This window comes from Fibrella musci, assembly GCF_041321105.1.
In the GTDB taxonomy this organism is placed as follows: Bacteria; Bacteroidota; Bacteroidia; order Cytophagales; family Spirosomataceae; genus Fibrella; species Fibrella musci.
In genome coordinates, this window is the sequence record NZ_JBGGWD010000005.1 from 711,878 (window position 1) to 723,048 (window position 11,171).

At 54.4% G+C, this 11,171-nt stretch carries 14 protein-coding genes; 13 read left to right on the forward strand and 1 reads right to left on the reverse strand.

Features of this window, described 5'->3' with window-relative positions:
• Positions 1-33 precede the first annotated feature (33 nt).
• The 10 genes from ACAW74_RS19420 (at position 34) to ACAW74_RS19465 (ending at position 7,730) form a co-directional block, all read left to right on the forward strand.
• A complete protein-coding gene (locus ACAW74_RS19420) occupies positions 34-1,239 on the forward strand; it encodes a trans-sulfuration enzyme family protein (protein ID WP_370699883.1) in 1,206 nt (401 codons plus the stop codon).
• 45 nt (positions 1,240-1,284) lie between these two features.
• Entirely contained in the window at positions 1,285-1,626 is a 342-nt protein-coding gene (locus tag ACAW74_RS19425) for a UPF0175 family protein (protein WP_370699884.1), read from the forward strand.
• Positions 1,623-1,925: a type II toxin-antitoxin system VapC family toxin gene (locus tag ACAW74_RS19430; protein WP_370699885.1), complete on the forward strand. Its 303-nt coding sequence runs from the start codon at positions 1,623-1,625 to the stop codon at positions 1,923-1,925. Before ACAW74_RS19425 ends, ACAW74_RS19430 begins: the two co-directional genes overlap by 4 nt.
• Positions 1,926-2,088: 163 nt before the next feature.
• The gene (locus ACAW74_RS19435; protein WP_370699886.1) at positions 2,089-3,177 is read left to right on the forward strand and encodes a Gfo/Idh/MocA family protein; all 1,089 of its coding nucleotides are present in this window, start codon (positions 2,089-2,091) and stop codon (positions 3,175-3,177) included.
• A gap of 290 nt (positions 3,178-3,467) precedes the next feature.
• A complete protein-coding gene (locus ACAW74_RS19440) occupies positions 3,468-4,202 on the forward strand; it encodes a phosphoadenylyl-sulfate reductase (RefSeq protein WP_370699887.1) in 735 nt (244 codons plus the stop codon).
• A gap of 79 nt (positions 4,203-4,281) precedes the next feature.
• Positions 4,282-5,178, forward strand: coding sequence for a sulfate adenylyltransferase subunit CysD (gene cysD, locus ACAW74_RS19445; RefSeq protein WP_370699888.1), 897 nt, complete (start codon positions 4,282-4,284; stop codon positions 5,176-5,178).
• A 34-nt stretch (positions 5,179-5,212) separates the two neighbouring features.
• Positions 5,213-5,434 (forward strand): hypothetical protein, encoded by a 222-nt coding sequence (locus ACAW74_RS19450; protein WP_370699889.1) that lies wholly within the window; start codon positions 5,213-5,215, stop codon positions 5,432-5,434.
• A complete protein-coding gene (locus ACAW74_RS19455; RefSeq protein ID WP_370699890.1) occupies positions 5,431-5,841 on the forward strand; it encodes a PIN domain-containing protein in 411 nt (136 codons plus the stop codon). The genes ACAW74_RS19450 and ACAW74_RS19455 overlap by 4 nt, the downstream gene beginning before the upstream one ends.
• 15 nt (positions 5,842-5,856) lie before the next feature.
• Complete coding sequence (locus ACAW74_RS19460; RefSeq protein WP_370699891.1) at positions 5,857-7,107, forward strand: sulfate adenylyltransferase subunit 1; 1,251 nt, start codon at positions 5,857-5,859, stop codon at positions 7,105-7,107.
• Between the two features lie 35 nt (positions 7,108-7,142).
• Entirely contained in the window at positions 7,143-7,730 is a 588-nt protein-coding gene (locus tag ACAW74_RS19465; RefSeq protein WP_370699892.1) for a nucleotidyltransferase family protein, read from the forward strand.
• Positions 7,731-7,769: 39 nt separating this feature from the next.
• On the opposite strand, the gene ACAW74_RS19470 is transcribed toward ACAW74_RS19465, so the two are convergent.
• Positions 7,770-8,162: a VOC family protein gene (locus ACAW74_RS19470; RefSeq protein WP_370699893.1), complete on the reverse strand. Its 393-nt coding sequence runs from the start codon at positions 8,160-8,162 to the stop codon at positions 7,770-7,772.
• A gap of 130 nt (positions 8,163-8,292) precedes the next feature.
• On the opposite strand from ACAW74_RS19470, the gene ACAW74_RS19475 reads away from it, so the two are divergent.
• The 3 genes from ACAW74_RS19475 to ACAW74_RS19485 all read left to right on the forward strand — a co-directional run bounded on the left by ACAW74_RS19475 (position 8,293) and on the right by ACAW74_RS19485 (position 11,094).
• Positions 8,293-9,615 (forward strand): serine hydrolase domain-containing protein, encoded by a 1,323-nt coding sequence (locus ACAW74_RS19475; RefSeq protein WP_370699894.1) that lies wholly within the window; start codon positions 8,293-8,295, stop codon positions 9,613-9,615.
• A 214-nt stretch (positions 9,616-9,829) separates the two neighbouring features.
• Positions 9,830-10,711, forward strand: a complete 882-nt coding sequence (locus ACAW74_RS19480) for a cell division protein FtsX (RefSeq protein ID WP_370699895.1) — start codon at positions 9,830-9,832, stop codon at positions 10,709-10,711.
• 89 nt (positions 10,712-10,800) lie between these two features.
• A complete protein-coding gene (locus tag ACAW74_RS19485) occupies positions 10,801-11,094 on the forward strand; it encodes a DUF3098 domain-containing protein (protein WP_370699896.1) in 294 nt (97 codons plus the stop codon).
• Positions 11,095-11,171: the final 77 nt, after the last annotated feature.

Genomic DNA, 11,171 nt, shown 5'->3' on the forward strand with positions numbered 1-11,171 from the left:
GCAATGGCGGCGAAGCCCAATGACAATTTTCCTATGAAAAAGCAAACCAAAGCCATACGTACCCAGACGCAGCAAACGCAGTACCGCGAACACTCGACGCCGCTATTTCTGACATCGAGTTTTACGTTTGAAAGCGCCGAACAAGGGAAAGAGCTGTTTGAAGAAACCATCGAAGGCAACATCTACAGCCGCTTTTCGAACCCCAACGTAACGGAGTTTGTCGATAAAGTGTGCATGCTGGAAGGGGCCGAAGATGGCATTGCTACCGCAACGGGCATGGCGGCGGTGTTTGCGTCGATGGCCGGTCTGCTCAAATCGGGCGACCACATTGTGGCCTGCCGGGCGTTGTTCGGTTCGGCACACCAGATCATCACGCAGATTCTGGCCAAGTGGGGCATCACGCATACGTACCTGGATGCCACGGCAACGGAGGCAGAGTGGGAAGCCGCCATACAGCCCAGTGCCGGAAAGCCGGCCGCCCGCATGGTGTATCTCGAAACGCCCTCGAACCCCGGTCTGGAGTTGGTCGATCTAGCGATGCTCGGCCGGCTGAAAGCCAAATACGGCTTCATCCTGAATGTCGACAACTGCTTTGCCACGCCCATTCTACAAACGCCACTGGACTTTGGCGCCGATCTGTCGGTGCACTCAGCCACAAAATACATGGATGGGCAGGGCCGTGTATTGGGCGGCATCGTGGTCGGACCGAAAGAATTGATCGCCCCGATTCGCTTTTTCGCCCGCCATACCGGACCGTCGCTGTCGCCGTTCAACGCATGGACCTTGTCGAAAAGCCTCGAAACGCTCGAACTGCGCATGGAACGGCACTGTTCGAACGCGCTGGCGCTGGCACAGGCGCTCGATCAGCACCCCGATGTGGCGCTTGTGAAATATCCCTTCCTGCCGTCGCACCCACAGTACGACCTAGCCAAAGCGCAGATGAACGCGGGCGGAGCCATCGTCACCATCGAACTCGACGGCGGCTTTGAACGGGTGCAGGCGTTTATGGAGGCGCTGGAAATTCCGACGCTCTCATCGAACCTTGGCGATTCGCGCACCATCGTGACCAACCCGAACACAACGACCCACGCCAAGCTGAAACCCGACGAGAAAGCCGCGCTGGGTATCACACCGGGCCTTATTCGTATCTCGGTAGGCCTCGAACACATCGACGATCTGATCGCCGACTTTGAGCAGGCCGTCGCGGTCAGCGCCGACGTTGTGCGGGAGCGTGTGTAGGAACTCGTTCGTTGCCAGTGGCTTTATATATAAAACGGTCTTGACATGAAAACACTGACATTCAACGTACCTGATACGTTTGATGTGCCCACCGAACGGCAGGCACTAGCCCGGAGCTGGTATCAGACTGGCAAGCTGTCGGTTTCGCAAGCCGCAGAAGTCGCGGGTCTGAACGTGTCTGTCTTTCTGGCATTGGCCGAACCACGAACAGCGTCGGATCGGCAACTCCAGCAGTTGGCTCGCCCGATAATCGCCAGTTATAATCTGGAGGCGCTAAAGAAGTCGCATTCCTACAAAGGTCTAGACTGGGGTCAGTTAGATCAATTAGCTGATACCATCGCGATTGATGACGAAACGGTTGAGCTATTGGCTCAGCTTCAAGCATGATCTATTTGCTCGACACCAACATTATCATTCTGAATTTACAAAAGAAGCCTCTGGCGTATCAAATTCGGGACGAGTTGGGCTTGAGCAGCGACACCAACGATGTTTACCTGTCGGTTGTGTCAATCGGGGAAATTCGGTCCCTTGGCCTTCAGAACAAGTGGGGAGACACTCGCCTGGCCGCCTTAGAAACGTACCTGAGCCGCTTTATTACCCTCGATATTAATAACGTGAAGGACTCATTGATCGGTATGCGGAGATCGATGCATTCAGTCAAAACAGGCTGGCGGGCAAGCCGCTAGGTACATCGGCACGAAACATGGGCAAAAATGATCTTTGGATAGCGGCAACTGCTTCAGTAATTAGCGGTACCATAGTCACTGTCGACAAAGATTTTGATCATCTGCATAACCAGTTTCTTAACGTACGACGATTCAATTTCCCTACCTCCACCACTATCGATCAATGAAGCACGTACTACTCCTACTGACCCTCCTTACTGCTCAAGTCGTGATGGCGCAGTCAACGCAAAAACCGTTACGCGTAGCCATTTCGGGCCTCTCGCACGCTCACGTACATGAGATTCTGAGTCGGTTCAAACGCCCTGGCCTGGAGCTGGTTGGCATCTATGAAACCGATCGCAACCGGGCTCAGCAACTGGCCAAGCAATATGGATTCGATATGGCGCTGGTTTCGCCTTCGCTCGACGCCATGCTCGACAAAGCCAAGCCCGAAGCCGTACTTGATTTCGGCGCGATTGTCGATCACCGGAAAACCGTAGAAGCCGCCGCACCACGGGGTATTCATATCATGGTGGAAAAGCCGCTGGCGACAACGTACCCAGATGCGCAAAAGATGGCCGCGCTGGCCCGCAAGCACAACGTGCAGTTGCTGACCAACTACGAAACCACCTGGTATGGCAGTAATCACCGCGCTTACACGGTAGCCCACACCGACAAGGCGATTGGCGACATCCGCAAAATTGTCGTGCACGACGGTCACGAAGGTCCCAAAGAAATTGGTTGTAACCCCGAGTTTCTGGCCTGGCTGACCGACCCTATCGGCAACGGCGCCGGGGCGCTGTTCGACTTTGGCTGCTACGGCGCCAACCTCTCAACCTGGCTGATGCAGGGCCAGAAACCCATCGCGGTAGAGGCGGTGACCCAGCAGATTAAATCCGACATTTACCCGAAAGTGGATGACGAAGCCACCATCATTCTGACGTATCCAAAGGCGCAGGCGATTGTTCAGGCGTCGTGGAACTGGCCGTTTGGTCGCAAAGACATGGAAGTATATGGCCAAACTGGGTACGTTCACACAATCGACGGAACGCGCATGCGGGCTCGCTACAAAGGCGATAAAGCCGAGCGCGCGATGGAAGCGCCTCAGACCGAAGCCCCTGCTACCGACCCGTTTACGTACCTGGCCCGGCTGCTTCGTGGTGAAACCAAACCCGACGCGCTTACGTCATTAGAAAACAACCTGATTGTCGTCCAGATTTTGGATGCCGCCCGCCAGTCTGCCAAAACGGGGAAGGCGGTAGTCCTGAAGTAGCTTATGATAGGCCCACAACTCATACTTTGGCTGTTTCTGATTGTTCTGCCAATCAGCGCGTTCGTATGGAGTTTTCTGCTAGTCTATCCGTGGCGTTATTTCAGGCGGTATGTGCTTAGCCACATAGCAGCTGTCTTTATCTACTTCCTGTTGATTCGCTTATTGGTTCATCCTGAAACCGAACTGGAAAGTGAACGTTTTGCCTTTTGGCTGATCGTGGCGGGGTACAGTCAGTGTTTGCTGGGCACGCTTGCTGCCTTTTTAATCCGAAAGAAGTACCTACAATACGTATGATTACCGAATCAGTTACCTCCTCCTTCGAATCGCTTTCAGCCCAATTGGCGGGCCTGAATGAGGTCGACGCGCTTCGCAAACTGACGGAGCTCTTTCCCGGTCAGGTTGTTTTTTCAACCAGTCTGGGCTACGAAGATCAGGTCATCACCGACCTGATTGCCACCAACGAGTTGCCGGTTCGCCTCTTCACGCTGGATACCGGCCGCATGTTTGGTGAGACGTATTCAGTCTGGAACAAAACGCTTAGTCGTTACGGACTGCCCATCGAGACCATGTATCCCGATCAGCAGAAAGTGGAGCAACTGATGACCACCAAAGGCCCCTACAGCATGTATGAGTCGGTGGAGAACCGGAAAGAATGCTGCTTCATTCGCAAAGTCGAGCCCCTGAACCGGGCTCTGGCAGGTCAGAAAATCTGGATCACCGGCATCCGCGCTGAGCAGTCGGCCAACCGCCACGACATGACGCAGCTGGAATGGGATGAGGCCCATCAGCTGTTCAAGTTTCACCCGCTGCTCAACTGGACCTTCGACGACGTGAAGCAGTATGTGAAAGCGCATAACGTACCTTACAACCCCCTCCACGACCGGGGCTTTGTGAGCATCGGGTGCCAGCCCTGTACCCGCGCCATTCAACCCGGCGAAGATTTCCGCGCGGGTCGTTGGTGGTGGGAAGACAACTCGAAGAAAGAATGCGGCCTCCACACGCACGAGGAGGCCTTTAAACCTTAATTGAGTTTTGAGTTTTCCGTTTCATCGCGACCACAGGCGAAGCAACTGAAAACTGAAAACGGTAAACTAAAAACGTACTTTGGATTACCTAGATCAACTCGAATCGGAAGCGATTCACATCATGCGCGAAGTGGCCGGTCAGTTTGAGCGGCCCGCTTTGCTATTTTCGGGCGGCAAAGATTCGATCACGCTCGTGCACCTGGCCCGCAAGGCGTTCCGGCCCGGCAAATTTCCGTTTCCGCTCGTGCACATCGACACGGGCCACAACTTTCAGGAAGCCCTCGATTTCCGCGACTGGCTGGCCGACAGCCTTGGCGAACGACTCATCGTCAGGTACGTTGAAGATACCATACGTACCCGGAAGCTGAAAGAGCCCACCGGCCGCAACGCCACCCGCAACGGCCTGCAAACGTTTACGTTGCTGGATACGATCGAAGAGTTCGAGTTTGATGCCTGCATTGGTGGTGCCCGCCGCGATGAAGAGAAAGCCCGCGCTAAAGAGCGAGTATTCTCAGTGCGCGACGAATTTGGCACCTGGGACCCCAAACGCCAACGGCCCGAACTCTGGAACCTCTACAACGGGCGCATCCACAAGGGTGAAAACGTGCGCGTGTTCCCTATCTCTAACTGGACCGAACTCGACGTCTGGAATTACATCCGCCGCGAGAACATCGCCCTGCCGAGCCTGTATTTTGCCCACGACCGCGAGTTGTTGCTCCGCGATGGCAAATTAATGGCAACGGCCAACGGAGTAATTCAGCGCGAAGCCGACGACGAAATCGTGACGCGCCGGGTACGTTTCCGCACCGTAGGCGACATTTCCTGCACCGCCGCCTCGGAGTCGGGTGCCGACACGCTTGAGGACGTGATCGCCGAAATTCAGGCGACGCGCATCTCGGAACGCGGCGAAACCCGTATGGACGATCAGCTCAGCGAAGCCGCCATGGAAGACCGCAAGAAAGGTGGCTATTTTTAATAGCTTAGTTGTTACAAACTAAAAGCGAAGCGACATGGACCCAATAACCCTTGAAAAGCAAGACAATCGACTAATTATCAGTATTGAAGAAAGTTATCTCAGGAAAGATATCATCACAAAACTGATTGATCGATTAAAGTGGGAGCACTTGATCGAAAAGGCTGATTTTGACGAATCAATCGTTGAACTGGGCGAGCAGATTAAGGCAGATTGGTGGGCAAAGAACAAAGACCGCTTTCTGCGCGGAACCGAATGACTACAATTGTCATCGACACCAATCTGTTCTTTGGTGCATTACGCACTGCCGATAATTATGTTCGTGATATCATCGAGCGTGATGATCTGCAGTTCATTGCACCAAACTACTTGGTAGTCGAAATATTCATTCACAAGGACACCATTCTGCAAAAATCTAAAGTGCAGGAAGCCACTCTTTATGAATTGTTGGCCATCACGCTGCAAAAAGTACGGTTTGTAAATGAAGAATCTATTTCGTTAGGCAACATCATTGAGGCCTACCGCCTTTGCTCAGGGATTGACGAGAAAGACGCCCCATTTGTAGCCCTCGCTTTAGAATACGACGCTTTAATATGGACTCGTGACCAAATGCTTAAAGACGGTTTGGGGCGCAAAGGCTTTACACGATTCTTCGACCCAACCTGACACAATTTACATTACATGGACTTACTACGATTTATTACCTGTGGCAGCGTGGATGATGGGAAAAGTACCCTCATCGGTCGGCTGCTTTACGATTCAAAATCCATTCTGGCCGATCAGCTCGAAGCGGTCGAAAAAGCCAGCAAAAGCCGCGACAACGGCGATGTAGATCTGGCCCTATTGACAGACGGCCTCCGCTCGGAACGCGAGCAGGGTATCACCATCGACGTAGCCTATCGGTATTTTCAGACTACCGCGCGCAAGTTTATCATCGTGGATGCACCGGGGCACATTCAGTATACCCGCAACATGGTGACGGGCGCGTCGAACTGCCAACTGGCCATCGTTCTGATCGATGCGCGGCACGGCGTGGTGGAGCAAACCCGTCGGCACTCGCTCATTGCGTCGCTGTTGGGAATTCAGCACGTGGTGGTAGCTGTGAACAAGATGGACCTCGTCGATTTTTCACAGGATGTATTCAGCAACATCTGCATTCAGTATACCGAGCTGGCGCAGAAACTCAACATCCCCGACATCACGTATATCCCCATCAGCGCCCTCAACGGCGATAATGTGGTAGACCGGTCGACGGCCATGAGTTGGTATGATGGCACGACGCTGCTCAATCACCTCGAAACCATCGACATCGACGATACGACCAACCACACGCTGGGCCGCTTCCCTGTCCAATACGTGCTGCGTCCTCAGACCGCCGAACTGCCCGATTACCGGGGCTATGCGGGTAAAATTACGAGCGGTACGTTCCGCCTGGGCGAGGCCGTTACGGTGCTCCCTTCGGGCGAAACGTCGACCATCTCGCGCATTGAGAGCAACGAGCAGGACATTCAGGAGGCTACAGTAAACCAGTCGGTTATTCTGCACCTTGCCGATAATGTCGACGTGAGCCGGGGCGATCTGATCGTACCATCGGCGACACAGCCCGTTGTGAGCCAGACCGTCGAGGCCATGCTTTGCTGGATGGACACGAAGACGTTTTCGGTCGGCAGCAAGTATGTCTTGCAGGTAGGTACGTCCCGCACGCGTTGTGTGGTGCGCGAGATTCCGTATCAACTTAACATCGAAACCTACGAACAGGTAACCGACGTCGAGAGTCTGAAACTGAACGATTTGGCGCGGGTGGTGCTGAAAACGGCTCAACCCATTGCGTTCGATCCGTATTCGCAGAACCGGGCCAACGGCGGCGCCATTCTCATCGACGAAACCAGCAACGTGACGGTCGGAGCCCTGATGCTGGAAGGCGAAGCCTAAGCGGTTAGTCGCCCCCTGACAAAACTTATCTTCTCATGACGATCGGAACCATCATTTTAGCAGCCGGGCAATCGTCGCGGCTGGGCGAGCCCAAACAATTGCTGGAACAGAACGGACAGCCGTTGGTACGCCACATGGCTCAGCTCGCCGTTGACCTCAACGCCGGGCCAATCGTAGTGGTGGTAGGCGCTCATGCCGAGGCTGTTTCCGAGGCGCTCCACGACCTCAAAGTACGGAAGTTACCCAACCCCGACTGGCAATCGGGCATGGCGAGTTCGATCAAAGCGGGTGTGGCATTGCTGGCCCCTACCCAGCCCGAGGCCATCCTGATTCTGCTGACCGATCAGCCCTATGTGAGTCGGGCGCTGGTGGAGCAACTAATTGAAACGGCCCGTTCGACGCATAAGCCCATTGTGGCCAGCCAATACGGTGATACACTTGGCGTGCCCATTCTGTTTCGTCCTGCCTATTACGAAGCCCTGCAACAACTCACAGGTGACACCGGTGCGCGGCTGCTCGTTCAGCAGAACCCCGACGACGTAGCGTCTGTGCCTTTCGAGCAAGGTCGCATTGATCTGGATACGCCGGAAGACGTGGCCCGCTGGCGGGAAACCGTTGCCTAACGGCCAGTAAGCGCGTTGGTGGTTACCAACGCGCTTCTTTCATTGTTGCTCGTACAGTTCGATCGGCAGATCATCGGGATCGGCAAAGAACGTGAACCGCCGGTTGGTGAACTCATCCACCCGAATCGGCTCCGTCTGAACGCCTTTGGCGTTGAGCAGGCGAATACTTTCCTCGATGTCGTCGACAACAAACGCGATGTGCCGCAGCCCCGTTGCTTCTGGCCGACTGGGGCGGCTGGGTGGATTCGGGAACGAAAACAGCTCGATCACATACTGCCCGTTTAACGAGAGGTCGGCCTTGTAAGATTCACGCGCGGCCCGATACACCTCCTGATCGAGGTTGAACCCCAGTATGTGGGTGTAGAACTGTTTCGACCGCTCATAGTCGCGGCAAATGATGGCAATGTGATGAACGGCTTTTAGCTTGATCATTGGTGATAGGGCGTTGGTCGGGCGGCTGACTAATGGCACAAAAGTAGCAATCGGGCAGAAGCCATGGGCCGCTGATGGAGACAAGTTAAAAAACCAGTAGCTTCGTCTAAACTGTTTTTACCTAAACCGAATGACACGCTACATATTGTTACTGGGAGCCCTTCTATTCACCCTACAACTCGCTGTTGCCCAACCGTATACCGTCAAAGAAGTCGCTTCCCCGGCAGCGGCTGGCTTCAGCCCCGAGCGGCTGCAACGCATGGACCGCTTTCTGCAACAGTACGTTGCTGATCAGAAACAGGCGGGCGTCATTGGCTTCATCAGCCGCAACGGACAGATTATTTATTACAAGGCGTTTGGGAAAAATGGTCCGAAAAAAGACCAACCGCTTCAGCGCGACGCTATCCTGCGCATTGCCTCGCAAACCAAAGCCATCACCAGCCTGGCGGTACTGATGCTGCTGGAAGAAGGCCGTTTTCTGCTCGACGACCCCATTTCGGCCTATATTCCGGCGTTTAGAAACCCTGTTGTGCTCGATAAATTCAACGAGAAAGATTCGAGCTATACCACCAAACCCGCCCGCAGCGAAATCAGCATCCGGCAGTTGCTTACGCACACATCGGGGCTTAGCTACACCAGTATCGGCACCAAAGAAGCCAACGCCATTTACGCCAAGGTCAACATTCCCAGCGGCATCGGTACGCCGTTTTTCAGCCTGTCGGCGAGTGTCAACGCGCTGGCCAAGCTGCCGTTAATGCACAACCCCGGCGAACGTTTTACGTATAGCCTCAGCACCGACGTGCTCGGCCGGCTGGTTGAAGTGCTGTCGGGGCAACCACTCGACCAGTTTTTCCGCACGCGCATTTTCGAGCCGCTGGGCATGAACGATACGTATTTTTATTTGCCCCCCGCCAAACACGCCCGCCTCGCCACGCTGTACTCCGAAAATCAGCAACGTCAACCCATCGCGATGACCATGCAGGGAAACCAATCGCCCGATTACCCCAATCAGGCGGGGCAGTATTTCTCGGGGGGCGCGGGCCTGGTGTCGACGGCCTCCGACTACGCCATTTTCCTGCAAATGCTACTCAATGGCGGGCAGTATAATGGCAAAGTGCTACTGGCTCCGTCCACCGTCCGGATGATGCTGTCGAACCAGATCGGTAACCTGAGCATCGGCGACCGCAAATTTGGCCTTGGCTTTGCGCTGGCTACTGCCCAAACCGCCGCCCGGCTACCCAACTCGGAAGGCACATTCGACTGGGGCGGCTTTTTCGGCACTAGTTATTGGGCCGACCCACAAACCGGCATCATCGGCATGGTGATGACCCAAAAAGTGCCCAACTCCTACAACGATCTGAACGACAAGTTTAAGATGCTGGTGTACCAGGCGCTGGTTAACACGCCAGCAGGTACGTCGGCACCGGCGACTGGTGCCACAGCAAAAAAGTAGAGACCGCGGCGGCGGACCGCGCAATCCCTTGCGTCTCCCACGCGTCAGCACCATAACGTACCTGAATCAGGACTTCTTGCTGCCACTCAATGGGCCGCCCAGGTGTGCGCCGCAAGAGGTTGTAACGATACATGGCCGTTAATTTTTCCTAATTCAATACCACACACGAAGGCGTGTTTCCCGGCGTTGTACGGAAAAAGCCTATTTTTGCTCAATGGCGCGTAGAAAGAGTAATGTGGGTGGCTACCCAACCGGACGAATCCTGTTCAGCCTGACGCTGGCCCTGCTGTTGATTGGGGCGTGTGGCCTGCTGGCTATCCAGTCGAAACGGCTGGTGACGCAGGTGCGGGAAAGCAACGAGGTGCGGGCCTTTCTGGACAGTGACCTTAGCGACAGTGACCGAACAAAACTGGCCAAAGAGCTGGCCAATGAACCATTTGTCGTCACTGAAGGCTCGACTCCGCAGATCAGGTACGTCTCGAAAGATGACGCCGCCCGGGAGTTTATTGCCGAAACGAAGGAAGACTTCACGCAATTCCTGACCGACAATCCGCTACACGCCAGTTATCGGATTCGGCTCCGCGAGGATTATTTCGCCGAAGACAAACTGAAGGAAGTGAAGGAAAGTGTCGAAAAGCTTGACGGTGTTTTTGAGGTCGTCTACCCCGAAAACATGGTCGACAATATCAATCGGAACATTACCAAAATCTACGCCGTGATGGCTGGCTTTGCGTTGGTGCTACTGGTGATTATCGTGGTGCTGATGAACAACACGATCCGGCTGGCGTTGTATTCACAGCGGATGCTGATTCGGAGCATGCAGCTCGTGGGAGCAACCAACGGCTTCATTACCAAGCCGTTCCTGCTACGTGGTCTTACGCAAGGCCTGATGGCGGGTGTGATTGCCTCGACGATTCTGATTATCCTCTGGTACATCGCCCTGGTGAGCCTGCCCGAACTGGGTACGTTAACCGATCCACTGCACCTGCTGATGCTGGCGGGTGCGCTGGTGGTGCTCGGTATGTTGATTGGTTTTTTAAGCACGCTTCAGGCCGTAAACCGCTACCTCGGCCTGTCACTGGATGAATTGTACTAAACTTTGTTTGATGTTTGTCGTCTGACGTTTAAGGTTTTGCCTTGCACCCGAACGACAAACATCAAACGATAAATATCAAACTAGTCCTTATGGAAACGACTCATTTAAAAACACCAAAAGCCCCGCAGGCGACGACCTACACGACGCCACTGGGCAGCAAAACTGAACCGGCGTTTGCGTCGGAAATGCCGTTTGGGAAAGCCAATTACCAGCTGATGATCGCGGGCATTGTGGCGATACTGGCGGGCTTCCTGATTATGACGCTCGACTCGGAAGAGTTCGGCTTTGGCTTCATGGGTCTCACGCTCGGCCCACTGGTTGTAGCGGCTGGCTTCATCATCGAATTTTTCGCCATCCTGAAAAAGCCAACTTCCGAAGTTTAAGAGAACGCAAAGGCGCAAAGGGGGCGCGAAGAACGCGAAGAGTTTTCTTAGAAAATGACTCTTCGCGTTCTTCGCGC

Bases quoted from the DNA above. Each gene is read 5' to 3' on its own strand.
- ACAW74_RS19420 (WP_370699883.1), top strand. From the start codon at position 34: ATGAAAAAGCAAACCAAAGCCATACGTACCCAGACGCAGCAAACGCAG.
- ACAW74_RS19425 (WP_370699884.1), top strand. From the start codon at position 1,285: ATGAAAACACTGACATTCAACGTACCTGATACGTTTGATGTGCCCACC.
- ACAW74_RS19430 (WP_370699885.1), top strand. From the start codon at position 1,623: ATGATCTATTTGCTCGACACCAACATTATCATTCTGAATTTACAAAAG.
- ACAW74_RS19435 (WP_370699886.1), top strand. From the start codon at position 2,089: ATGAAGCACGTACTACTCCTACTGACCCTCCTTACTGCTCAAGTCGTG.
- ACAW74_RS19440 (WP_370699887.1), top strand. From the start codon at position 3,468: ATGATTACCGAATCAGTTACCTCCTCCTTCGAATCGCTTTCAGCCCAA.
- ACAW74_RS19450 (WP_370699889.1), top strand. From the start codon at position 5,213: ATGGACCCAATAACCCTTGAAAAGCAAGACAATCGACTAATTATCAGT.
- ACAW74_RS19455 (WP_370699890.1), top strand. From the start codon at position 5,431: ATGACTACAATTGTCATCGACACCAATCTGTTCTTTGGTGCATTACGC.
- ACAW74_RS19460 (WP_370699891.1), top strand. From the start codon at position 5,857: ATGGACTTACTACGATTTATTACCTGTGGCAGCGTGGATGATGGGAAA.
- ACAW74_RS19465 (WP_370699892.1), top strand. From the start codon at position 7,143: ATGACGATCGGAACCATCATTTTAGCAGCCGGGCAATCGTCGCGGCTG.
- ACAW74_RS19470 (WP_370699893.1), bottom strand. From the start codon at position 8,162: ATGATCAAGCTAAAAGCCGTTCATCACATTGCCATCATTTGCCGCGAC.
- ACAW74_RS19475 (WP_370699894.1), top strand. From the start codon at position 8,293: ATGACACGCTACATATTGTTACTGGGAGCCCTTCTATTCACCCTACAA.
- ACAW74_RS19480 (WP_370699895.1), top strand. From the start codon at position 9,830: ATGGCGCGTAGAAAGAGTAATGTGGGTGGCTACCCAACCGGACGAATC.
- ACAW74_RS19485 (WP_370699896.1), top strand. From the start codon at position 10,801: ATGGAAACGACTCATTTAAAAACACCAAAAGCCCCGCAGGCGACGACC.